This is a genomic window from Novosphingobium sp. PhB165, from assembly GCF_004341845.1.
GTDB lineage: Bacteria > Pseudomonadota > Alphaproteobacteria > Sphingomonadales > Sphingomonadaceae > Novosphingobium.
In genome coordinates this window covers 1,025,326-1,048,505 of record NZ_SLVB01000001.1, presented here as the reverse complement: position 1 = coordinate 1,048,505, position 23,180 = coordinate 1,025,326, and the positions used below count along the sequence as shown (strand labels likewise).

Genomic DNA, 23,180 nt, shown 5'->3' with positions numbered 1-23,180 from the left:
CACCCTTTCAACCGATAGCGGAGGCTGAATTCTGCCGGGTCTGCGACGGGGAAGCATTTCCTCCGTGGATCGGCGCTGGAAGGAAGAGCTTATGCCGCACTCCCGCTTTGTCCGTCTGCTGGGCGGAACCGCGCTTGCCAGCGTGGTCCTGACGGCGTCTGCAAGCGCAGCCTCGCGCCCGCAGCTGCCGCCCGCGCAGTTCGTGGCGATGCAGGAGGGGCCCGGCGAGGAGTACGTGATCGGTCCGCTGGACCAGCTGACGGTCTTCGTCTGGCGGAACCCGGAACTGGGCGCTAAAGTGCAGGTCCGGCCCGATGGGCGCATCACCACGCCGCTGATCAGCGACATGCCGGCCGTCGGCAAGACGCCCGCAATGCTGGCCGAGGACATCCGGCTTCAGCTCTCGCAATATATCCAGGACCCGCTCGTTTCCGTCATTGTCGACGGTTTTGCAGGCACGTTCAGCCAGCAGATTCGCGTGGTCGGGGCGACGGAGAAGCCCGCCTCGATCCCCTACCGTGCCAACATGACCGTGCTCGATGCGATGATCGCGGTGGGCGGCCTGTCAGAATATGCGGCGGGCAACCGCGCCCGGCTGATCCGCTTCGACAAGGCGAGCGGCACCCAGAAGGAATATCAGCTGCGCCTCGCCGATCTGCTCAAGAAGGGCGAGAGCAAGGCCAACGTGATGCTGAGCCCCGGTGACGTGATCATCATCCCCGAAAGCATGTTCTAAGAGGGACCTAGGGTGACATGAACGGCCTCTACGAAGAACTGCTGAGCGCGATCCACAGCGTCTGGCACCGGCGCTGGATTGCGCTGGGCGTGGCCTGGGCGATCTGCCTGCTTGGCTGGCTGGTGGTCGCCCTGATTCCCAATGCCTACGAATCGCAGGCGCGCATTTTCATTCAGCTCGACGATGCGCTGGCCGAGCAGGTCGGCATCGGCGTGGCGGACAAGAAGCGCGATATCGAGCGCATTCGCCAGACGCTGACCAGCGCCGTCAACCTTGAGAAGGTCGTGCGCGGCACCCGGCTGGGCGAAACCGTGAATACGCCTGCCCAGATGGAAGCGGCGGTGCTGCGGCTGGGCGACAAGGTCAAGGTGGTCAGCCAGGAGGACAACCTCTTCGAAATCACTGCCAGGGCCGACTACGGCTCGTTTTCCGATGCCGAGAATGCCCGGCTGGCGCACGAAGTGGCGCAGAAGATGATCGACATCTTCCGTGAGGAAAATCTCTCGGGCGACCGGGGCGACATGGCGGAAACGCTGACATTCGTGAACGGCCAGTTGCAGGTGCGCGAGAAGGAACTGGAAAGCGCCGAACAGCGCCGCACCACTTTCGAGGCGCAGCACCCGGAAATGGCGCAAGGCGGCGCTGCCGTCGTGCAGCGGCTGGAATCCTCGCGCACGCAGCTTCGCGATGTCGAGGCCGATCTCGTCGCCGCGCAGAGCGCGCTGGCCTCGATCGACGGTCAGCTTTCCAGCATGCCGCGCACGATCGCCGGTACCGGCGTTGGCGGCGCGGCTGCCGCGCTGGCCCATGCGCAGGCCGATCTGGTGCAACTGCGCGGCCGGGGCCTGACCGAAAACCATCCCGACGTGATCGCCGCGCGCAACCAGATCGCCGCGCTCAAGGGCCCGGCGGCACAGGAGGCCGCGAGCGGCGGCGGCACGCCGAACCCCGCGTACAGCTCGCTCCAGTCGATCCGTGCCGAGCGTCAGGCCGCCGTTCAGGCGCTCGTCGCCCGCAAGGCCGGGCTTCAGTCCGACATCGGCTCGCTGACCGCCTCGGCCATTCAGGACCCCGCGCTGGCGACCGAGGCGCAGCGGATCAACCGCGATTACGACGTGCTCAAGGAACAGTACGACAAGCTGCTGCAAGACCGCGAGGAACTGCGCCTGCGCGGCGAGGTCAAGACCGGGCGCGAGGCCGTGAAGTTCCAGGTGGTCGACCCGCCGACGAGCCCGCGCAAGCCGATCGCGCCCAACCGCCCGCTGCTGCTTTTCGGCGTGTTGCTGGTCGGTATCGGCGGCGGCTGTGTGGCGGCCTTCGCACTGGGGCGCGTCCGTTCGGTCTTCGCCACGGCCGGAGGGCTTGAGAAGGCCACCGGACTGCCGGTGCTGGGCGCGATTTCCCAGCACGTGACCGATGGCGTGCGGACGATGCGTCGCCGCAAGCTCAAGCTGTTCTACGGCGGCGGGGCGGCGCTCGGGGGGCTCTTCGTGGTGTTGCTCGCGGTGGAGTTCATCCAGCGGGGCACGGTGACCTGAGGACCGTGACTATGACCGAACAGAGCAAGATCCCGCAGCCCGGCGCGACCGCAGACGATGCCGTCCCGGCCAAGCGTGAATCGCTGATCGAGCGCGCGGCCGGCCGCTTCGATTTTTCGCGCATGACGCGTCCCGTGCTTCCGGCTGTGCCCGAGGTTTCGGCGGCTCAGGTCCAGACGCCGCCGCCCGTACCCGTGCAACCGGCAGTCCAGACGAGCCCCCGTCCGGTGGAGCCTGCAACGCCGTCCCCGGTGACTTTCACCGGCCCGCGCCATCCGATCGACCGCGAACGGCTGCGCGAGCAGGGCCTGATCGTGCCCGAAGGCACCGTGACCGCGCTTCTGGAAGAGTTCCGCATCGTCAAGCGCCAGCTCTTGGTACAGGCGGCGGACCTGCGGCGCCAGAATGCCGGTGCGGCCGCGCAGCGCGTGCTGATCTGCTCGCCGCATCCGGGTGAGGGCAAGACTTACTGCGCGCTCAATCTCGCGCTCGCCATCGCGGCCGAGAAGGAAAACGAAGTGCTGCTGGTCGATGCCGACTTCGCCAAGCCGTCGATCCTTTCGACCCTCGGTCTGCCGGGCGGGCGTGGACTTATGGATGCGCTGATGGACGAAACCATCGACGTGGCCGACTGCGTGCTCGGCACCGACGTGCCCGGGCTCTGGGTGCTTCCGGCTGGCGATACGACCGTCAACGACAGCGAATATCTCTCCACCTCGCGCACCGCCGAAGTGCTCGGCCGCCTGACCGAGGGTACCCAGCGCCGGATCGTGATCTTCGATTCGCCGCCGGCACTGGCCGCGTCACCCGCTGCCGAGCTTGCCAAGCATGTCGGACAGGCCGTGGTGATCGTGCGCGCCGACCGGACCGGGCAGGGCGCGCTCGATGATGCGGTGTCGCTGCTCGATGCCTGCCCCAATGTCCAACTGCTGCTTAACGGCGCGCAGTTCAGCCCGAGCGGTCGTCGCTTCGGATCCTATTACGGGTACAGTGGATGAGCGTTGGAAGTGTGTTTGCGTACCCGGCCTTAGCGTGTCTTGCCGTAATGATGCTGGTACCCGTCGAAGCCCAGGCGCAAGTCGCGGGTAGCGGTGCGGCGGGCATGGCCGGTACGGGTTCCGGCATGGGCGGCACGAGTGCCACGGGTGCCGATTCCGGTGCCACGGGCAAGAGCGCCGGGGGGACGGGGCATGGCGCCGCGAAAGGCGCTCGCCAGCTGGCCATCACGCCTTATATCGAGGTCGATCAGATCGTTACCGCCGAACTTTCGCCGGGTAGCGACGTACTCACCTGGACCCAACTCGCGGTCGGCGTCGATGCCTCGATCACCGGGCGCAACAATGCGCTTGCCGCCTCGGTCCGCTACCAGAAGCAGATCGGCTGGGGCCGGGCGTCGAATGGCGACGTGCTGAGCGGTGTCGCGCGCGGCTATACCACCGTGCTGCCGGGGCTGACGCTGGAAGCGGGCGCTCTGGCGACGCAGACACGGGTAGGCTCAGGCGGATCGGCGCTGTCCGGTGGCACACTGCCGGGCACCTCGCGCACCAATATCTACACCGTCTATGGCGGCCCTTCGTTCAAGACCCGCGCGGGCGACCTCAATCTCTCGGCCGATTACCGCGCCGGTTACACCAAGGTGGACGAGCCCGGTGCCTATGGCGGCGCGGTCGGACCCGACATCTTCGACAGCAGCGTCACCCAGGTCGCCGATCTGGAAGCAGGCGTCGAACCCGATGTGATCCTGCCCGTGGGCCTTGGCGTCGGCGGCAGCTTCTATCAGGAAGACATCTCCAACCTCGACCAGCGCGTGCGCGACATGCAGGCGCGGGGATTGGTGACGGTGCCGGTCAGCCGCACCGTGCGTGTCGTCGGCGCGCTCGGTTACGAGGATGTCGAAGTGTCTAGCCGCGATGCGCTGCGCGATGCGGACGGCAACCCGGTGATCGGCAGCGACGGCCGCTATCGGACCGACAAGAGCGCGCCGCGCGAACTCGCCTATGATGTCAGCGGGCTGATCTGGGATGTGGCGGTCATGTGGCGGCCCAGCCGGCGCACCTCGCTCTCGGCCCATGTCGGGCGGCGCTATGGCGGGACAGCCTATGGCGGCACGTTGGCCTGGGCGCCGAACGACCGCAGCAGCGTGAACCTTGCGGTCTACAACAATATCTCGGGCTTCGGCGGCCAGCTCAACCGCGTGATCGACCAGTTGCCCGACGATTTCGAGGCCGTGCGCGATCCGGTAACGGGTGACCTGCGCGGCTGCGTGTCCTCGCTCAACGGCGGCACCTGTCTGTCGGGCGCGCTGGGATCGGTGCGCTCGGCGGTGTTCCGGGCGCAGGGCTTCGCAGCGAGTTATTCGACGCGCTTCGGCCGCCTCGATGCCGGGATCGGCGCGGGTTACGACCACCGCCGCTTCATCGCCCGCGAGGATTCGGTGCTCGCCGCCGCGAACGGTACGGTGGACGAGAACTGGTGGCTGGCCGCCTATCTCTCCGGCCGTCTGGGCCGCGAGGCGGGCTGGTCCACCAGCGTCTACGCCAACTGGCTGTCGAGCAGCGACCCGCTGACCGGGAATGTCACCGGCTATGGCGGCAGCGCTTCCTATTACCGCATGCTGGCCCGCCGCCTGCGCGCGTCGCTCGCGCTCAGCATCGATGGCGCCAGCCGCGACGATACGTTCGATGACGATATCTGGACCGCATCTGCCCTCGCCGGGCTGAGGTACAGTTTTTAAGAGTTCCGCTTTAATTCGCGCTTTAAGCAGTGCGCGAGGAGAACAGGAAATGTTCGAAGATTTCTACGGGCTCCGGGCTAGGCCCTTCCAGCTCACCCCCGATCCGGCGTTCTATTTCGAGAGCGCGACGCACCGCAAGGCGCTGTCCTACCTTGGCTATGGCCTAGCGCAGGGTGAGGGCTTCGTGGTCATCACCGGCGAAGTGGGTGCGGGCAAGTCCACGCTGGTGGCGCACCTCATGGCGACGATCGACCCCGCGCAGCTGACCGCCGCGCTCGTGGTGACCAGCGCGCTTGACGGGGAGGAGATCGTCCATGTCGTTGCGCAGGAGTTCGGCCTGCCGGTGGCGGGGCACGACAAGGCCTCGGCGCTGGGCGCCATCGAGCACTTCCTCCACGGCGAGGCGCGCGCCGGTCGTCGCTGCCTGCTGATCGTGGACGAGGCGCAGAACCTTTCGATCAGCGCCATCGAAGAACTGCGCATGCTCTCGAACTTCCAGCTCGGCGCGCATCCGCTGTTGCAGACGCTGCTGCTGGGACAGCCCGAGTTTCGCACGACGCTGCTCGAAAGCGACCAGCTGGAGCAGCTGCGCCAGCGCGTGATCGCGACGCATCATCTTACCGCGATGACGGCAGGCGAAGTGCGTAGCTATGTCGAGCACCGGCTCGCCTGCGTCGGATGGCAGGGCCGCCCTGCCTTCGATGACGAGGTTCATGGCGCGATCCATGCCGCGACCGGCGGCATTCCGCGCCGGATCAATCAGGTGCTCAACCGCCTGCTGCTGCTGGGTGCAGTCGAGCAGCGGGTGCGGATCGACGTCTCCATGCTGAACGAAGTGTTGGGTGAGCTTGATGACGATGGCGCCATCGCGCTCGTCAGCCCGCGGCCGGCCAAGGCGCCTTCGCCGGCGCCTGTGCACGCCGAACCGGCTGGCCAGGCCGTGGTTCTCGATACCGGGGCCACTGCCGCCATGATCGAGAGCGCGCTGGCCGAGCGCGATATGCAGATCGACGAGCTGCAACGCGCGGTTCTCGAACTCGCCGCAGCGGCGGAGCATGTGGATCGCACCGCCACTGGCGATCCGCAGGCAATCGCTACGCTTCAGAACCAGCTCGCGCAGGCACAGGCGCAAGTCGCCCGGCTGGAAACGCGTGTCGAGGAGCAGGAGGCCACGCTGCGCCACATGCTGACCATGCTCATCGAATGGTTCGAGGGCGGCGAAGGCCACCGCGCGGCGGCCTGATCCGACTGCGCGCGCCGGGAATTGGAGCCAGACATGCGTGATATGCGGCCGATCAACGGGCTTTCGGTCGACGTCGAGGACTGGTTTCAGGTCGGCGCCTTCGAGACCGTGATCGACCGCGCCCAGTGGCCCTCGCTGCCCTGCCGGGTCGAGCGGAACTGCGATGAAATTCTGGCGCTTTTTGCCGAGGCCGGTGTGGTCGGCACGTTCTTTACACTGGGCTGGATCGCCGAGCGGCATCCAGCGGTGATCCGCCGGATCGTCGAGGCCGGGCATGAGATCGCCAGCCACGGCTGGGACCACGAGCGCGTGTTCCGCATGGACCCGCACCGTTTCGGCGAAGACCTCTCCCGCGCACGCAAGGCCATCGAGGATGCGGCGGGCGTGGCCGTCACCGGCTATCGTGCGCCGAGCTTTTCCATCGATGCGCGCACGCCGTGGGCTTTCGATGTGCTGGCGGAGCAGGGCTATCGCTACTCGTCCAGCGTCGCGCCGGTGGTGCATGATCACTACGGTTGGCGCGAGGCGCCGCGTTTCGCATTCCAGCCGATCTCCGGGTCGGATTTCGTGGAAATCCCGGTGACTACCGCGCTTTTCGGTGGGCGGAGACTCGCGGCGGGCGGCGGCGGGTTCTTCCGTGTCCTGCCGTACGGCTTCTCACGCTGGGCGATCCGGCAAGTGAACGGCGAGGGGCGCCCGGCGGTGTTCTATTTCCATCCCTGGGAAATCGACCCGAGTCAGCCGCGCGTCGACAATGCGCCGCTGCGTTCGCGGCTGCGCCATTACACCAATCTGGGCGTGATGGCCGGGAAGCTGCGCCGGCTTATCGGCGAGTTCCGCTGGGGCCGGATGGACGAGATCGCCGCGCGTGAGGCGGCGGGCGTGACGGCACTGGCGGCATGAACGCACCGTTTTCGCTTCCGGCGAGTCTGCGCCTGCCCGATCTCGACGATCCCGACGAACTTGCCCGGATCGAGAGCTTTCTGGCGCGCCATCCCGATGCCACGCCGTTCCATCGTCCGTGTTGGTTCGTCGCGGTCGCCAAGGCCACCGGCAATCGCGCATTGGCGCTGGTGCAGGAGCGGCACGGCGAAATCGTCGCCTTCCTGCCGCTCGATGCGATCCACTCGCCGGTCTTCGGGCGTCTGCTGGCGTCGAGCGGCTTTGCCGTCGGCGGCGGGCTGCTGGCCACGCCTGAGGCCGATGTCGAGGCGATCTTCGCCGCGCTGGAGGAACTGGCGTTGCGGCTGTCTTGCCTCGCCATCGAATTGCGCGGCGGCGTGCTGCCCGATGCGCGCGCAAATTGGGCGCTCAAGACCGAGAGCCACTGCAACTTCACCCGCCCGCTCGCGGCGGACGACGAGGCTGAACTGCTCGCGATTCCGCGCAAGCAGCGCGCCGAAGTGCGCAAGGGTCTCGCCAACGATCTCGAAATCGAAATCGGCAGCTCCGAACGCGACCGCGCGGCGCATTACGCCGTTTTTGCCGAGAGCTATCGCAATTTGGGCACGCCGGTCTTTCCGCGCGCGCTGCTCGATGCGGTGATCGATGCGTTCGGGGCGGACGCGGATATCCTGACCGTGCGCCACGCCGGGGCGCCGGTCGCGAGCGTCATCACGCTCTATCACCGGGGCGCGGCGATGCCCTACTGGGGCGGCGGCACCCATGCGGCGCGAGGGCTGCGGGCGAATGACCGGATGTATTTCGAACTCATGCGCCATGCCCGCACGCGCGGTTGCACGCATTTCGACTTCGGTCGCTCGAAGACCGCGAGCGGCGCCTATCACTTCAAGCGCAACTGGGGCTTCGAGCCCGAGCCGCTGACTTACGGGACCTGGACCGCGCCGGGCGCCGCCAGACGCAATGCCGATCCGACAAGCGCCGGACTCTCGCTCCAGATCAGAGTCTGGCAGCGCCTGCCGCTCTTCGTCGCCAACCGGCTGGGGCCGTTGATCGCGCGCGGGATTGGGTAATGGAGATCCTGTTCCTCGCCCACCGGATTCCCTTTCCCCCGGATCGCGGCGACAAGATCCGTTCCCACCACATCCTGAAGGCGCTGGCGAGGCTGGCGCCGGTCCATGTCGGCTGCTTCGCCGATGACCCCGCCGACCGGGACAGCGAGAGCGATCTGGCGGCACTCGCGGCGAGCCACTTGCTGCTCGATCGCACAAAGACGCTGGCGCTGGCGGGGATCGAGGCGCTGGCGCGCGGGCGGCCGCTCAGCATCACGGCGTTCCACGATGCCCGCATGGCGCGCTGGGTCTCCGAAACGCTGCGGACCCGTCCGATTGCGGGGATCTACCTCTTTTCCGGTCAGGTGGCGCAATATGTCCCGGCCGAGTTCGCCGGACGTGTGATCGCCGATCTCGTCGATGTCGATTCGGCCAAGTTCGAGGCCTACGGCGCGAAGGGCCGTGGCCCGCGCGCATGGATGGAGCGGCGCGAAGGCCGCCTTCTCGCCCGCGAGGAAGCCGATATCGCCCGCCGCGCCGATGCCACGCTGCTGGTCAGCGATGCCGAGGCCCGGCTGTTCCGCGAGCGGCGGGCCGATCCCTCCTGCCGCGTGGAAGCGATGGGCAATGGCATCGACAGCGACCTGTTCGATCCGGCCGGAATTACGCCCGAGCCGCGCATGGCGGACATGACCGGGCCCCGCCTAATCTTCACCGGACAGATGGATTATGCGCCCAATGTGGCCGCTGTAAAGCGCGCAATCGAGCGGATCATGCCCGCCGTCCGCACCCGCTTTCCCGATGCGAGCCTGCACGTCGTCGGCCGCAATCCGCCGCCTGCATTGACCGCGCACCATGGGCGCGACGGCATTCACATATGGGGCCGGGTTGACGATGTTCGCCCGTTTCTGGCGGCAGCCGATATGGCGCTGGTCCCGCTCGAAATCGCGCGCGGCGTGCAGAACAAGGTGCTTGAGGCGATGAGCATGGGCCTTCCCGTGGTTCTCTCGTCCGGCGCGGCCACCGGGATTCCCGCCGAGGACGGACGCGATTTCCTCGTGGGAGAGAACGATACGGCGCTGGCCGAGGCGGTCTGCGCACTGGCGGCAGATCCCGTCAGGGCTAAAATGATTGGGCACGCCGCGCGCGCGTGGATCGAGGCTCACGCGGGCTGGGATGCCGCGCTCGCCGCGCTGCCGGGACTGATGGGATGCAATGCTCCGGGGCTCAGCGATGCCGCCTGAGGCGCTTTCGCTTGCGCGGGCGCATGCGGTTCCGGAGCACTGGCGCGGCGCGCTCCTGCGAATCTCTCTGGGCTGGCTGGCGCTGATCGTGGCCTTTTTCCCCGACTGGTCGGCAATGGCGCGCCAGTGGTGGGATATCTCGACTTACAACCACGTGATCCTGATCCCGCCGATCATCGGCTGGCTGGTCTGGCAGCGGCGGGACGAACTGGCGAAACTGACGCCATCTTGCTGGTGGCCCGGCGTCGTTCCCTTCGCGATGGCGGCCTTCCTTTGGCTGCTCGGCGCGCTTTCGGGCCTCGACCTTGCAAGGCAGGCCGGGGCGGTGGCGCTGCTCGCCTCATCGGTGCCGCTGTTGCTGGGGCCGCAAGTCACTGCCGGGCTGCTGTTCCCGCTCTGCTACATGGTCTTCCTCGTGCCGTTCGGAGAGGAACTGGTTGAAGTTCTCCAGACCGTGACGGCCCGGATAACGATTGCACTGACGCATCTCTCCGGGATCGAGGCGCGGATCGACGGGGTGTTCATCGATACGCGCGCCGGGCTGTTCGAGGTTGCCGAGGCCTGCTCGGGCGTGAAGTTCCTGATCGCCATGATCGCGTTCGGCGTGCTCGCCGCCAATGTCTGCTTCATAAGCTGGCGGCGGCGCGCTGGGTTTTTGCTGGCCTGTGTCGTCGTGCCGGTGCAGGCCAACGGGGTACGCGCCTGGGCGACGATCTTCGCCGCGCAGTTCGTGGGCACCGAAAAGGCGGCCGGGTTCGACCACATCGTCTACGGCTGGATCTTCTTCGCGCTGGTGCTGGCGGGCGTGATCGCCGGAGGCTGGCGCTTCTTCGACCGCCCGCTCGAAACATCAATGATCGATGCCGAACGGATCGAAGCCGATCCCCTGCTGGCACGACTTGGAGAGGCGCGGATTTCGGCATCGCTGGCGCTGCTGGCGATGACAGCCATCGTGACGGGCGCATTCCTGTGGGCGCACTATGCCGACAATCTGAAGGCCTCCGTGCCGGCGCGTATCGATTTACCGGAGGTCGCAGGGTGGCACCGGGTCGATTATGCCCCGGCGATCTGGTGGGAACCGCGCGCCGAGGGCGCCGACCACCGACTGCTTGGCCGCTACGCGGATGGTGAGGGCGATCAGGTCGATGTCTTCGTGGCACTCTATGCCAGTCAGGGAGAAGGGCGCGAGGCCGGAGGCTTCGGGCAGGGCGCCCTGACGCCGGACAGCCCGTGGGCCTGGCAGGGTGTCGGCCCCGCCTTTGCCGATGGTCGCAGCGAACGGCTTCTCGGTGCCGGAACGGTCGAGCGCCTCGCGGTAACATGGTACCGCACCGGAGGTCTGCTGACCGGCAGCAATGCCCGTCTCAAGCTGGCGGTGATCGGCGATCATCTGCTGCTGCGGGAACGGCCGACGATGATGCTGATTCTTTCCGCCGAAGATCGGCCCGGCCGACCGGCGGAACGTGCGGTCGCCCGGTTCCTCGCCGCGACGGACCGCCCCTCAGGGTGGATGGACCGCATCGGCAAGCTCCGCTAGGTCCGTCATATATGTGCGGGATTGCCGGTATCTACCATCTCGAGACGCCCAAGCCCGTCGATCCCGCGCGGGTTGAGGCGATGTGCGATGCCATCGCTCATCGCGGGCCTGATGGACAGGGTGTCTGGACGGCTCCGGGCATTGCATTGGGCCATCGCCGCCTCTCGATCATCGACGTTGCCGGCTCGCCGCAGCCCATGGCCTCTGCCGATGGCCGGGCGATGCTGGTGTTCAACGGCGAGATCTACAATTTTCAGGCGCTGCGCAGCGAACTGGAGGCCCATGGCGCTACGTTCCGCACGCAGGGCGATAGCGAGGTGATCCTGGCCGCCTGGCAGCGCTGGGGGCCTTCCTGCGTTTCGCGCCTCCACGGCATGTTCGCCTTCGCGATCTACGATCTCGAAGCGCGATCGCTGTTCCTGGCGCGCGACAGGCTGGGCGTGAAGCCGCTCTATCTTGCACCGCTGAGCGACGGCAGTCTGGCCTTCGGTTCCGAACTCAAGGCGCTGTTGGCGCATCCCCTGCTGCGGCGGGAGATCGATCCGCTGGCGGTGGAGGATTACCTCGCCTGGGGCTACATGCCGGACAGCCGGGCGATCCTCAAGGGTGTCTCCAAGCTTCCCGCAGGCCATACGCTGCTGCTGCGCCATGGCGCGCCGATGCCGAAGCCGGTGCAGTACTGGGACGTGACTTTCGCCGAACGCCGCAAGGGCCGAATCGCCGATCTTGAGGCGGAGCTGCTCCACCTCATGCGCGAGGCGGTGACATCGCGCATGGTTGCCGATGTGCCGCTGGGCGCGTTCCTGTCGGGTGGGGTGGACAGTTCGAGTGTGGTTGCGCTGATGGCCGAGGCGTCGTCGCGCCCGGTGCGGACGTGCTCGATCGGTTTCGACGTCGCGGCGCTGGACGAGACGGGCTATGCGGACGAGATTGCGCGGCGCTTCTCCACCGACCATGTTTCGCGTCGGGTCTCGCCGGACGATTTCGATGCGATCGATACGCTTTCGGCGATGTTCGACGAGCCTTTCGCCGATGCCTCGGCGTTGCCGACCTGGCGCGTGTGCCAGCTTGCGCGGGAATCGGTGACGGTGGCGCTGTCGGGCGACGGCGCGGACGAGGCTTTCGCGGGCTATCGGCGCCACGTGTTCCAGCATGGGGAGGATCGGGTGCGCTCGGTGCTGCCGCAATCGCTGCGTGGTCCGGTGTTCGGGACGGCAGGGCGAATCTGGCCCAAGGCGGACTGGGCGCCGCGCCCTCTGCGCGCCAAGGCGACCTTCCAGTCGCTCGCGGCGGACAGTGCGACGGGTTATGCGCGTGCCATCTGCTTCACGCCGCCGGAACTGCGCGACACGCTCTATTCGGACGCCTTCCTGCGCCTGCGCGGCGAATATCGGGCCGAGGACGCGGTGATCGAGACGATGCGCGGCGCCCCGGCCCGCTCGGGTCTAGACCGCGCGCAATATGCCGATCTCAAGCACTGGCTGCCGGGGGATATCCTCACCAAAGTCGACCGCACGAGCATGGCGGTCAGCCTTGAAGCGCGTGAGCCGCTGCTCGACCACCGCCTGATCGAATTCGCCGCCAGCCTGCCCGAATCGATGCGCGTGCGGAGCGGGCAGGGCAAATGGCTGATGAAGCGGACGATGCGGCGGATGTTGCCGGACGATATTCTCTATCGCCCGAAGCAGGGCTTCGTGACACCCATCGCGCAGTGGCTGCGCGGACCGCTTGCGAATACCGCCCGGGAAATCGCGACCAGCGCCACGCTCGGGCGCACCGGCTGGTTCGATCTGCGGCGCCTGACCGCGCTGGCGGAGGCGCATATTGCCGGGCGGGCCGATCACTCGCGGCTCTTGTGGCAGCTTCTGATGCTGGACAGGTCGCTCGCGCGGCTGGGGATCGCCTGAGCCTGATGCCGCGCGGAGGGAAGGCCATGCGGCGAATCATCGTGAACGTGGATTAACCTAACCTATTCTTAGGACCTTTGGCCTAGGTCCGGTCACCAGGCCCCATTGCAGGACGTGCATGAAGATAGCAGGTCGCCATTATCGGACGCCAGAGCGCGCGATTTTCGCGCCTCGCGAATCCGTGCGCGGTGTGGGTGCCGATGGAGATCATTCTCCAAGGCGGTTCCGTGGCTGAGATCCTTTCGCGCTTGGCCAAGATCTGGAAAAGCCCGCGATTTCGCATCGTGTTCTGGGCTGCGCTGACGGGCGTCCTGCTCGGCGTAAGCGACGCGGGCCTTCCGCTTGAAGATATCATCGTCAACGGTCGCACGATGTTGCGGGCGCACCCGTCCGATGGGCAGATCGCCCTCGTGTTGCAGGATGACCGGACGCTGGAGGAGTTGCAGCTTGCGGACATCCCGCGGGTAGACGATGCAACCATGACCCAGAACCTGTTAGCCGCAGGCGCCCGGCGCGTGTTCTTCGATCGGTCGCTCAGCTTTGTAGGTGATGATCCCGGGAACGAGGCTTTCATCAAGACACTGAAGGCCCACCGTGGGCGGATATTCCTTGGTGCGCTTCCAAGCAACGACCAGGCGAGCGGCAATTACGCTGCGACCATTCCGCCCACCGTTTATCGCGCGGATGCCGATGTCGTATCATTGCTTGCGCTGAACCATCCGTTCAATCTGAGTATCAGCATGCCGTTCGCGTCCGACAGTCCGGCCGGCCGCATTCCAAGCTTGGCGGCCAGAATTGCCGGCGTATCGGGTTCGGTGGATGATCTGTTTCGGCCGGACTATTCGATCAAATACACGACCATCCCGACGGTGAGCTACGTCGATGTGCTAAAGGGGAGGTTCGACCCACGGGTCGTGCGCGGCAAGGACGTGATCATCGGGCTGAGCGCGGTTATGTATCACGATGTGCACCCTTTGCCCGCGCAAGGGTATGCGCCGGGTGCTTTTTTCCATGCAATTGCCGCTGAGACCCTAAAGCGAGGCGTGCCGATGCAACTCGGTTGGCTGCCGCCGTTCTTGCTGATCCTGGTAGTGATTGTGTCAGGCGTTGGCAGAGGTCGGGCTCTCGATATCTATCGTTTCACGGGTCTCGTAGTTGTCCTCATAGCTATTCCGTTGCTTCTCGACGGGCAGAATATTCAGGTCGATGTCGTTCCTGCGATCGCCATGGCAGCAGTGGCGGTGTTTCGCATGCGGCACCTCGACAAGATCGAGGTGGCAGGCGAAACCAATGCCGGCTCGGGCCTGCCTAGCGTTCAGGCGCTGCGCAAATACGACGAGGTGTCGAACCGGATTCTGGTGGCCCTCAAGATCCGCAACTACGCCGCTATCATCGGCAGCTTTGCTGGCGAGGTGGAGGCACAGATCGCGCACGAGATCGTCCGGCGCATCCGCATCAGCGACAGTCAGGTTGTGGTCTACCACGAAGGCGGCATGTTCCTCTGGCTCTCGACCATCCGCAGCACTTTCGACCTGTTCGAGAACCTCGAAGGGCTGCACCGCATCGTCCAGAATGGCATTCAGGTCGGCGGGCTCGACATCGACCTCTCGTTTAACTGCGGTATCGATTCCGAGTTCGATCGTCAGGTATCGAGCCGCGTCGCCAGCGCCATGCAATCCGCCGAAGAGGCGGTGCGCAACGATGAGCTCGTCTACAAGTACGACAGCCACAAGCACGAAGCGCGCTGGGAGATTTCGCTGCTTACCCAGCTTGACCGCGCTATCGACAATGGCGAGGTCTGGGTAGCCTATCAGCCCAAGCTCGACGTCGCGACCAACCGTGTCACCGGGGCTGAGGCGCTGGTGCGCTGGACCCATCCGGAGCGTGGGCCGATCAGCCCCGACAAGTTCATTCGTATTGCCGAGGAATTCCACCGCATCGAACGCATTACCCGCTTCGTCGTCAACGAAGCGGTGCGTGCTGCGGTGGAATTGCGGCGGCAGGGGCTGGATTTGTCGATTTCGGTCAACATTTCGGCGCAGCTCCTGCGCAATCCCGGACTGCCGGGCATGATCCTCGACATCCTCGCGTTGCACGGTCTCGATCCCGAGAAGCTGACGCTGGAGATCACCGAGACCGACAGGCTCGATCGCAGCTCTCGCACCTTCCAGATGCTCCAGAAGCTGGTCCAGGCCGGTCTCAAGCTGTCGATCGACGACTTCGGTACAGGCAATGCCACGATCGACTACTTGCGTTACCTGCCCGCAAGCGAGGTCAAGATCGACAAGGTCTTCGTTCAGGCGATGGAGGCCAACAAGGAAGACCTCCTTCTGGTGCAGTCGATCGTCGAGATGGCGCATTCGCAAGACCGCACGGTCGTGGCCGAAGGTGTGGAGACATTGGCCGCGCTCGAGATCCTGCGGGCCATGAATTGCGACATCATCCAGGGGTACTATGTCTGCCGTCCTGTCCCATTCCGGGATCTTATCACGGAAATTAAGGGCCGGGAGGCAAGGCGCACTGGTTAAAAAAGTCTTGATGACCTTTTAACGCATTGTTATCCATTTGGACAGCCGCGAAACAGCGGTGGTTCACATGGGGTAATTACAATGACCAAGGGTCTTTACAGCTGGGGTTGGACCGGCCTCGGCGGTCGCTAAGCTTCCGCTTTCATGCGGCGTTTCGTAAGTTCATCTTGTGAAACGCCGCAACCAAATTAAGAAAACGACGGAAATCTGCGAAAAATACCAGGTTCAATACCTGGTCTTTTAATAGGTTTCACCTACAGCGCCCTTCCTGCCAAGGATCGGGCGCTTTAATTTTGCCTGAAGAATGGGCGCTAGACCGGGTGCGTGAATGGTGTGGCGGCGCATGGTCTCCGGGCGGAGTCGCTGCGACCGAGTCGATCGTTAAGGCTTTGATCGTTAACTTTTGCCGGGATTCGAGACCTTAACGAGCCTTCAAAGACCAGCCGTTACTAGTCTTGCAAAATGTTAACAGCAGGCTTCGCCCGGCAAGACTTGGCCGATACGCAACTTCGTTAACGCCGGTAAGGCAGGGGATCAGTCTTCGCCGTGACCCATGGCGAGATATTCGGCGCTCTGCATCTCGTTAAGCCGGCTGACCGTGCGCTCGAATTCGAAGCGGCCGTCTCCCGCCGCGTAGAGGTCCTCGGGCGGGGCGTCGGCGGCGGCGATCAGCTTGACCTTGTGCTCGTAGAGCGCGTCGATCAGCGTCACGAAGCGTGCCGCTTCGTTGCGGCGGTCGGGCCCCATCTTCGGAATGCCGACGACGATGACGGTGTGATAGGCGCGTGCAACCGCCAGATAGTCGGCTGCGCCACGCGCTTCGCCGCAGAGGCGTTTGAAGCTGAAGACGCCCACGCCCTTGAGGCTTTTGGGCACGTGCAACATGCGCCCGCCGCCGACATCGAGTTCGGCCGATGGTACGTGGTCGCTGTCTTCCGGCGGGTAGTCGGTCAGGCGGTAGAAGGCCTCACGCGTCTGCTCGGTCGCGTCTTCGCCCAGCGGATAGTGCCAGGTCGCCATGCCGCCAAGGCGGTGCAGGCGATAGTCGGTCGGGCCATTGAGCGTCAGTACATCCATTTCCTTCTCGATCAAGTCGATGAAGGGCAGGAAGTGCTCGCGGTTAAGGCCGTTCTTGTAGAGATCCTTGGGCGCGCGGTTGGACGTCGTCACCACGGTCACACCCTCATTGACGATGAGGTGCGTGAACAGCCGGCTCATGATCATGGCATCGGCAGAGTTGTTGACGACCATCTCGTCGAAGGCGAGGCAACGCACGTCGCGCGCGATGGCAGCAGCCACCGGCGGGATCGGGTCCCCGGTTTCCTTCTTGCGCTCGTCCCGCAGGCGCGCGTGAACTTCCAGCATGAAGGCATGGAAGTGGATGCGGCGCTTGTCGGGGATGTCGAGCGTGTTGTGGAACAGGTCCATCAGCATCGACTTGCCGCGTCCGACGCCGCCCCACATGTAAAGACCGCGCGGCGGCGGGGCCTTCTTGCCGAGAAGCTTGCCGAACAGGCCGCCTGCCGCGTTTGCCTTGTAGAGTTCGCGTTGAAGGCGGTCGAGCCGCAAGGCAGCGGCAGCCTGCTCCGGATCGGAGCGAAGCTCGCCGGTCGCGACCAGCGTCTCATAGCGTTCGAGTATGGCAGTCATGGCAGAGTGCGCTTGGCCAAATGGGACGGATGCAGGATAAGCTTGCGGACCACCGCGGGATACGCGGCGCAGCGGATGTCGACCCGGATATCGGGTCGGCACTCCGCTGCGTCAATCCGGCTCACGTTCTGTCAGGCCGTCAGGTGATCGGGCGCGATCAGACCTGGCGCTCTGCCTGCATCTTCTTGATCTCTGCGATCGCGCGTGCGGGCGAAAGGCCCTTCGGGCACACGTTGGCGCAGTTCATGATGGTGTGGCAGCGGTAGAGGCGGAACGGATCTTCCAGATCGTCCAGACGCTCGCCGGTCATTTCGTCGCGGCTGTCGGCCAGCCAGCGATAGGCCTGGAGAAGGATCGCCGGGCCCAGGAACTTGTCGGAATTCCACCAGTAGCTCGGGCACGAGGTCGAGCAGCAGGCGCAGAGAATGCACTCGTAGAGGCCGTCCAGCTTTTCGCGCTGTTCGGGGCTCTGGAGGCGTTCCTTGCCGGGCGTGGTCGAAACCGTCTGGAGCCAGGGGCGAATCGAGGCATACTGCGCGTAGAAGTGCGTGAAATCAGGGACGAGGTCCTTGATGACTTCCATGTGCGGCAGCGGGGTGATGCGGATATCGCCCTTGAGGTCCTCGATTGCGGTGGTGCAGGCGAGGCCGTTCGAGCCGTTGATGTTCATCGCGCACGAACCGCAGATGCCTTCGCGGCACGAACGACGGAAGGTGAGCGAAGGATCCTGCTCGCTCTTCATCTTGATAAGCGCGTCGAGAACCATCGGGCCGCAGTTGTCGAGATCGATCTCGAACGTGTCGTAGCGCGGATTTTCGCCCGAATCGGGGTCGTAGCGGTACACAGTGAACTTCTTCACGTGCGACGCGCCTTCCGCCTTGTGGACGTTGCCCTGCTTCTTGATCTTGCTGTTGGCCGGGAGGGTGAAGGTCGCCATGAAAGAATCCCCGTGATCTTGCACTGCGGCATGAACCGCGACTGATGACCCCCTCTAGCGATTCAGCGGCGCGGAGCAAGGGCAAGTGTACGCGCCGTGGCGGATTGCATGCGCCACGGCGTGAAATGCAAGCGCAGAGCGGGCTTGCAAGCGCGTCTCCCTCGAATTCGCATGACGAAATCGCGGCCTTTTCGCGGTAATCTGCGTGTGGAGGCAAGGGCAGGGCGGCCCCGATCCGCGAACGCGGCGAGTCTCGCTCGGCCCTGTCCGGCTTGTGAACGGAAGGATTCTGGCGATGTTGAAGCGATATGTGATCGAGCGGGACTTGCCGGGCGTGGGCAGCATGAGCGCCCCGGAACTGGGCGGCGCGACTAAAGTGTCGAACGATGCTCTGGCGGAAATACCCGGAATTCAGTGGGAGCATTCCTATGTCACCGCCGACAAGACGTTCTGTATCTACCTTGCCGAGAGCGAGGATAAGATCCGCAAGCATGCCGAGAAATCGGGCTTTCCCGCCAACAAGATCACCGAAGTGGTCGGGATGATCGATCCCACCACCGAGCGCAACTGCATGGTCTGAATACAGAATTTTCGTCGGCTTGATTCTCGGCGCAAACGAAAGGGCCCCGCATGTTGCCATGCGGGGCCCTGTTCATGTCGGCTGTGGTGCCGGAGAGGAGCGGTTTACGCTCCCCTGGCCGGATCAGTTGCCGAACGTGCGCTGCCACCAGCCGCGACGCGGCGAGGAGTCGTCGCCGCCGTCTTCACCGGCCGATACCGTGGCTTCCTCGACTGCCGGAGCGGTGGCCGGGGCGGCTTCGGCGACCGGCTCGGCCGGGGCTTCAGCCGTTGCTTCGGCAGGTTCGGCCTTCTTGCGGCGCGTGCGCTTCGGCTTTTCCGCTGCGGGAGCGGGTGCTTCCTCAGTGACGGCTTCGGCAGGCTCGGCCTTCTTGCGGCGCGTGCGCTTGGGCTTTTCCGCTGCGACAGCCGGCGCTTCCTCGGCAGCAACCTCGGTCACGACGGCAGCAGCGGCTTCAGCAGGCTCGGCCTTCTTGCGGCGCGTGCGCTTCGGCTTTTCCGCTGCGGGCGCAGGCGCTTCCTCGGCTTCCGCTTCGACCGCAACCGGCTCGGCGGCTGCCGGGGCGTCCGCCACGGCATCGGCCTTCTTGCGGCGCGTGCGCTTCGGCTTCGGGGCTTCCTCGGCTTCGGCTGCAACCGGCTCGGCGATCGCTTCGACGACTACGACTGCTTCCGCCGGGGCGTCATAAGCGTCGTCTTCGTACGAACCGTCTTCGGAGCCTTCGCTCGCCTCACCGTTTTCGCTGCCGTGCTCGCCATTCTCGCCGTTGCGGCGGTTACGACGGCGACGGCCACCACGGCGGCGGCGCTTGCGGGGAGCTTCGCCATCCTCGTCCTCGGCTGCGGGGGCAATGCCCTCTTCGCCTTCGGCCTCGGCTTCGTTGCTCTCTTCGGCGCCTTCGTCAGCGTCGCTGTCGTCGGCTTCGTTTTCGCCTTCAGCGTCCTCGGAGGTCTGCTCGTCACCACGGTCGCGGTTGCGGCCCCGACGGCGCTTGCGGCGCTTGCGGCGCGAGCCGCCTTCGCCATTGGCGTCGTCGCCGCCGTCACGGCCGCGCGATTCCTCGCGGGCTTCTTCTTCCTCGAACTCCTCCTCGTCGTCGATGAAGTCGTCCTCGACCTCCTCGGCGATGGGTTCGAAGCGCGGCACGAAGTCGTTGCGCGGGCCCGAGGAAACGACGCGCATCTTCGCGCCTTCGTTCTCGCCTTCGGGGATCACTTCGACAGTGACGCCGTAACGATCCTCGATATCGGCAAGGTCGGTACGCTTGGCGTTGAGCAGGTAGATCGCCGCTTCGGTCGATGCGAAGAGCGACACGACGATGCCCTTGCCCTTGGCGGCTTCGTCTTCAATGAGACGCAGCGCTGAGAGACCTGCCGAGCTGGCGGTGCGGACGAGGCCGGTACCGTCGCAGTGCGGGCACGAACGCGTGGTCGCTTCCAGAACGCCGGTGCGCAGGCGCTGGCGGCTCATTTCCATCAGGCCGAAGCTGGAAATGCGGCCGACCTGAATGCGCGCGCGGTCGTTCTTTAGGGCTTCCTTCATCGCCTTCTCGACCTTGCGGACGTTGGAGCCGTACTCCATGTCGATGAAGTCGATGACGACGAGGCCTGCCATGTCGCGCAGGCGAAGCTGGCGGGCGATTTCCTGCGCGGCTTCGAGGTTGGTGGCGACCGCCGTCTGCTCGATCCCGTGCTCCTTGGTGGCGCGGCCCGAGTTGATGTCGATCGAGACCAGCGCCTCGGTCGGATTGATGACGATATAGCCACCCGAACGCAGCTGCACGACCGGGTCGTACATCGCGGTCAGCTGGTCTTCGGCGCCGAAGCGCTGGAACAGCGGAACCGGATCGGCGTAAGGCTTAACCTTGCGGCCGTGGCTGGGCATCAGGAGCTTCATGAAGTCCTTCGCCGCGCGGTAGCCTTCCTCGCCCTCGACGATCACTTCCTCGATGTCGCGATTGTAGATGTCGCGGATGGCGCGCTTGATGAGGTCGCTGTCCGAATGGATCAGCGCCGGAGCGGCCGAGCGCATCGTCTGTTCGCGCAGCTCGTCCCACAGGCGGGCGAGGTAGTCGAAGTCGCGCTTGATCTCGGTCTTGGTGCGCTGGAGGCCGGCGGTGCGCACGATGCAGCCCATCGAACGGGGCAGCGCCATTTCGGCAATGATCGACTTCAGGCGCTTGCGGTCCGATGCCGAGCTGATCTTGCGGCTGATGCCGCCGCCATGGCTCGAATTCGGCATGAGCACGCAGTAGCGGCCGGCGAGGCTGAGGTAGGTGGTGAGGGCAGCGCCCTTGTTGCCGCGCTCTTCCTTGACGACCTGCACCAGCAGCACCTGGCGGCGCTGGATGACGTCCTGGATCTTGTAGCGGCGGCGCAGTGCCATGCGCTTGGCGCGCAGGTCATCGGCTTCCTTCGAGCGGCCCGAATTGCGGCCACCCTGACGGCGGCCACGGCCGCGACGGCCACGATTCGAATTCTCGCCGCCTTCGTCCTCGGCAGCGTCTTCGTCCGCGGTTTCGAAGCCGTTCTCGACGTTGCCGTCCTCGATCGTGGCGACATGGTCCTTCTCGGACGTGTCGACCTCGGTCAGGCCGCCATCGTCGTAGCCTTCGCCGCCTTCCTCGTCCTCGTCATCGCCTTCCGAAGCGCGCAGAGCGGCTTCTTCCTCGGCATGGGCGGCCTCTTCGGCCAGCAGGGCCTCGCGGTCCTCCTTGGGGATCTGGTAATAGTCGGGGTGAATTTCGCTGAAGGCCAGGAAGCCGTGGCGATTGCCGCCGAAATCGACGAACGCTGCCTGAAGCGAAGGTTCCACGCGGGTAACCTTCGCCAGGTAGATATTGCCCTTTATCTGCTTCCTGTCGGCCGATTCGAAATCGAACTCTTCAATGCGATTTCCCTTGAGTACCGCCACCCGCGTTTCTTCCGGGTGGCGCGCATCGATGAGCATGCGCGTTGCCATTGTGTATTCTCCATGCGCGCTCGGTCCCGGCCTCGAAGGCGGTGACGGCGCGATCCTGTTCGATGATGTCCGCAGCCTTGGCATCAGCGCCGCTGTATCCAGCGAGGCCTGATGAGACAGAACCCGAAATTGGGCTCACGTCGGCGCGGACGGGGGTAAAGGTGAAGTCGGGGCCGTTTGGCTCCCGGGATGCGACTCTGTTGTCTATCGTCCTTGCGGGCATGCCGAATGGCGTGCCTGCGGACGTGAGCGTGTCTGCCAGAGTGAGTTCGCGCAGTGATCCGGAATGCGATCTTGGATACGCGGAAAATTGCAGCCACGCTGCCCACGCCCCTTCGGGCGTCGGCTTGCAGGGCGGCAATTGGCTTCTCATCTCTCGCATCAACCTGTTCGTTCCGGACAGAATTCATCCGGATCTTGCAACCGGGTACTGGCTTCTTCGGTCCTGTCCGGCGGCATGTAGGCATGCACTTGCCGAATTGCTTGGACCGGAAGTTTTATGGGCCCGGGCCGAAACGCCTAGCATTCATAGCCTTGCACGGCAAGGTCATTGCCATGCTTTCATTGCATGGGGGAGCCTGTTGGATGGCCTGGGAATATTGGCCGGTTCGGCGGGGCAGGGCGGGTTGCCGGCGCAACAAGTTTTTCCGCCGATAACCGGGGGAAAGCGTGGTCCTGCGGGATTGCCGAGCGCATTGCCGCCGCCTAGTCACAGGCCCATGTCGCGCAGGCTGCAATTGCTTCTCCTCCTGTCGGCGCCTCTGGCGCTGCTGGCGGCGTTGCCTGTGCTCTATCCGCGTTTGGCGGTTTCTGCGCGCGATCTCGAATATGTCGTCCGCTTCGACCTGCCGACCGCCGATGCGCCGGTGAACCTTCCGCGCGTCGATGGCCCTGCGGATGCGAGCCGCCCGCTGGTAGTGATCGATCCCGGTCACGGCGGTTTCGATCCGGGCGCCGGGCAGGGCGACTTGCGCGAGAAGACGGTGGCGCTTCAGGTCGCGCTGGCGATCCGTGAGAAGCTATTGGCAGCGGGCGGCATTCGCGTGGCGCTGACGCGCGACACGGACCGTTTCATCGCGCTGGCCGACAGACCGGACATCGCCCGCCGGCTCAATGCCGACCTGTTCCTGTCCATCCACGCCGACAGCGCCGAAAGCGACGGCGCACGCGGTGCGAGCGTCTACGTCCTGTCCGAACGCGGATCGAGCGAGGCGGCCGAGCGCTTCGCCGCGCGCGAAAACCAGTCGGGCAAGGTCAATGGCGTGACGCTCACGCAGACCAGCCAAGATGTCGGCGCGATCCTGCTCGATCTCTCGCAGCGCGGTGCGCAACAGGGGTCGAGCCAGTTCGCCGGTCTTATTTTGCGCGAGATGCAGGATGGCGGGCTGGGATTGCACCATGACCAGATCGAGACAGCCGCGCTGGCCGTGCTCAAGGCGCCGGATATCCCCTCGGTCCTGTTTGAAACCGGATACATCAACAACCCGGACGATGCGCGCTTTCTGGGCTCGCACCAAGGGCAGCAACAGCTTGCGGAAGCGGCCGCGCGAGCGGTCCGGGCGTGGTTCGCGCGCCGGGCCGGGGCGTGACGGATGGGCATCGTCCGACGCGAAAAGCGCGCGGCGGATCGTGT

Annotated in this window: 16 protein-coding genes; 13 read left to right on the top strand and 3 right to left on the bottom strand. The window is 65.3% G+C overall.

What is annotated here, in order from left to right:
* Positions 1-91 precede the first annotated feature (91 nt).
* From EDF56_RS04955 to EDF56_RS04905, 11 genes are all read left to right on the top strand, one after another.
* Complete coding sequence (locus EDF56_RS04955) at positions 92-736, top strand: XrtA/PEP-CTERM system exopolysaccharide export protein (RefSeq protein ID WP_132385564.1); 645 nt, start codon at positions 92-94, stop codon at positions 734-736.
* 17 nt (positions 737-753) lie between these two features.
* Positions 754-2,274, top strand: a complete 1,521-nt coding sequence (locus EDF56_RS04950; protein ID WP_132385563.1) for an XrtA system polysaccharide chain length determinant — start codon at positions 754-756, stop codon at positions 2,272-2,274.
* An 11-nt stretch (positions 2,275-2,285) separates the two neighbouring features.
* Positions 2,286-3,272 (top strand): AAA family ATPase, encoded by a 987-nt coding sequence (locus EDF56_RS04945; RefSeq protein ID WP_132385562.1) that lies wholly within the window; start codon positions 2,286-2,288, stop codon positions 3,270-3,272.
* A 50-nt stretch (positions 3,273-3,322) separates the two neighbouring features.
* On the top strand, positions 3,323-5,008 hold the full coding sequence (locus EDF56_RS04940) for a preprotein translocase subunit YajC (protein WP_243652388.1): 1,686 nt from the start codon (positions 3,323-3,325) through the stop codon (positions 5,006-5,008).
* A gap of 49 nt (positions 5,009-5,057) precedes the next feature.
* Positions 5,058-6,251, top strand: coding sequence for an XrtA/PEP-CTERM system-associated ATPase (locus EDF56_RS04935; RefSeq protein WP_132385560.1), 1,194 nt, complete (start codon positions 5,058-5,060; stop codon positions 6,249-6,251).
* Positions 6,252-6,284: 33 nt separating this feature from the next.
* Complete coding sequence (locus EDF56_RS04930) at positions 6,285-7,154, top strand: XrtA system polysaccharide deacetylase (protein WP_132385559.1); 870 nt, start codon at positions 6,285-6,287, stop codon at positions 7,152-7,154.
* Positions 7,151-8,224, top strand: coding sequence for a FemAB family XrtA/PEP-CTERM system-associated protein (locus EDF56_RS04925; protein ID WP_132385558.1), 1,074 nt, complete (start codon positions 7,151-7,153; stop codon positions 8,222-8,224). The genes EDF56_RS04930 and EDF56_RS04925 overlap by 4 nt, the downstream gene beginning before the upstream one ends.
* Positions 8,224-9,447 carry a TIGR03087 family PEP-CTERM/XrtA system glycosyltransferase gene (locus EDF56_RS04920; RefSeq protein ID WP_132385557.1) on the top strand — a complete coding sequence of 408 codons (1,224 nt, stop codon included), beginning with the start codon at positions 8,224-8,226 and terminating at the stop codon, positions 9,445-9,447. The genes EDF56_RS04925 and EDF56_RS04920 overlap by 1 nt, the downstream gene beginning before the upstream one ends.
* Positions 9,419-10,984, top strand: coding sequence for an exosortase A (xrtA, locus tag EDF56_RS04915; protein ID WP_243652387.1), 1,566 nt, complete (start codon positions 9,419-9,421; stop codon positions 10,982-10,984). The genes EDF56_RS04920 and xrtA overlap by 29 nt, the downstream gene beginning before the upstream one ends.
* Before the next feature lie 11 nt (positions 10,985-10,995).
* Positions 10,996-12,891: an XrtA/PEP-CTERM system amidotransferase gene (locus EDF56_RS04910; RefSeq protein ID WP_132385556.1), complete on the top strand. Its 1,896-nt coding sequence runs from the start codon at positions 10,996-10,998 to the stop codon at positions 12,889-12,891.
* A gap of 200 nt (positions 12,892-13,091) precedes the next feature.
* Positions 13,092-15,419: an EAL domain-containing protein gene (locus EDF56_RS04905; RefSeq protein ID WP_243652386.1), complete on the top strand. Its 2,328-nt coding sequence runs from the start codon at positions 13,092-13,094 to the stop codon at positions 15,417-15,419.
* 534 nt (positions 15,420-15,953) lie between these two features.
* Here EDF56_RS04905 and zapE read toward each other — a convergent pair.
* Both zapE and EDF56_RS04895 read right to left on the bottom strand, forming a co-directional pair.
* Positions 15,954-17,069 carry a cell division protein ZapE gene (gene zapE / locus EDF56_RS04900; protein ID WP_132385555.1) on the bottom strand — a complete coding sequence of 372 codons (1,116 nt, stop codon included), beginning with the start codon at positions 17,067-17,069 and terminating at the stop codon, positions 15,954-15,956.
* Positions 17,070-17,226: 157 nt separating this feature from the next.
* Complete coding sequence (locus EDF56_RS04895) at positions 17,227-18,006, bottom strand: succinate dehydrogenase iron-sulfur subunit (RefSeq protein WP_132385554.1); 780 nt, start codon at positions 18,004-18,006, stop codon at positions 17,227-17,229.
* 295 nt (positions 18,007-18,301) lie between these two features.
* Here EDF56_RS04895 and EDF56_RS04890 point away from each other — a divergent pair, with 295 nt between their 5' ends.
* Entirely contained in the window at positions 18,302-18,586 is a 285-nt protein-coding gene (locus EDF56_RS04890; RefSeq protein ID WP_243652385.1) for a DUF4242 domain-containing protein, read from the top strand.
* 123 nt (positions 18,587-18,709) lie between these two features.
* On the opposite strand, the gene EDF56_RS04885 is transcribed toward EDF56_RS04890, so the two are convergent.
* On the bottom strand, positions 18,710-21,547 hold the full coding sequence (locus EDF56_RS04885) for a ribonuclease E/G (RefSeq protein ID WP_132385553.1): 2,838 nt from the start codon (positions 21,545-21,547) through the stop codon (positions 18,710-18,712).
* Positions 21,548-22,266: 719 nt separating this feature from the next.
* Between EDF56_RS04885 and EDF56_RS04880 the strand changes: the two genes are divergently transcribed.
* Positions 22,267-23,136 (top strand): N-acetylmuramoyl-L-alanine amidase, encoded by an 870-nt coding sequence (locus EDF56_RS04880; protein WP_132385552.1) that lies wholly within the window; start codon positions 22,267-22,269, stop codon positions 23,134-23,136.
* Positions 23,137-23,180: the final 44 nt, after the last annotated feature.

Coding starts and splice junctions, on each gene's coding strand:
- EDF56_RS04950 (WP_132385563.1), top strand. CDS start 754: ATGAACGGCCTCTACGAAGAACTGCTGAGCGCGATCCACAGCGTCTGG.
- EDF56_RS04930 (WP_132385559.1), top strand. CDS start 6,285: ATGCGTGATATGCGGCCGATCAACGGGCTTTCGGTCGACGTCGAGGAC.
- xrtA (WP_243652387.1), top strand. CDS start 9,419: ATGCTCCGGGGCTCAGCGATGCCGCCTGAGGCGCTTTCGCTTGCGCGG.
- EDF56_RS04895 (WP_132385554.1), bottom strand. CDS start 18,006: ATGGCGACCTTCACCCTCCCGGCCAACAGCAAGATCAAGAAGCAGGGC.
- EDF56_RS04890 (WP_243652385.1), top strand. CDS start 18,302: ATGTTGAAGCGATATGTGATCGAGCGGGACTTGCCGGGCGTGGGCAGC.
- EDF56_RS04935 (WP_132385560.1), top strand. CDS start 5,058: ATGTTCGAAGATTTCTACGGGCTCCGGGCTAGGCCCTTCCAGCTCACC.
- EDF56_RS04925 (WP_132385558.1), top strand. CDS start 7,151: ATGAACGCACCGTTTTCGCTTCCGGCGAGTCTGCGCCTGCCCGATCTC.
- EDF56_RS04955 (WP_132385564.1), top strand. CDS start 92: ATGCCGCACTCCCGCTTTGTCCGTCTGCTGGGCGGAACCGCGCTTGCC.
- EDF56_RS04905 (WP_243652386.1), top strand. CDS start 13,092: ATGGAGATCATTCTCCAAGGCGGTTCCGTGGCTGAGATCCTTTCGCGC.
- EDF56_RS04885 (WP_132385553.1), bottom strand. CDS start 21,547: ATGGCAACGCGCATGCTCATCGATGCGCGCCACCCGGAAGAAACGCGG.
- EDF56_RS04920 (WP_132385557.1), top strand. CDS start 8,224: ATGGAGATCCTGTTCCTCGCCCACCGGATTCCCTTTCCCCCGGATCGC.
- EDF56_RS04945 (WP_132385562.1), top strand. CDS start 2,286: ATGACCGAACAGAGCAAGATCCCGCAGCCCGGCGCGACCGCAGACGAT.
- EDF56_RS04880 (WP_132385552.1), top strand. CDS start 22,267: ATGTCGCGCAGGCTGCAATTGCTTCTCCTCCTGTCGGCGCCTCTGGCG.
- zapE (WP_132385555.1), bottom strand. CDS start 17,069: ATGACTGCCATACTCGAACGCTATGAGACGCTGGTCGCGACCGGCGAG.
- EDF56_RS04910 (WP_132385556.1), top strand. CDS start 10,996: ATGTGCGGGATTGCCGGTATCTACCATCTCGAGACGCCCAAGCCCGTC.
- EDF56_RS04940 (WP_243652388.1), top strand. CDS start 3,323: ATGCTGGTACCCGTCGAAGCCCAGGCGCAAGTCGCGGGTAGCGGTGCG.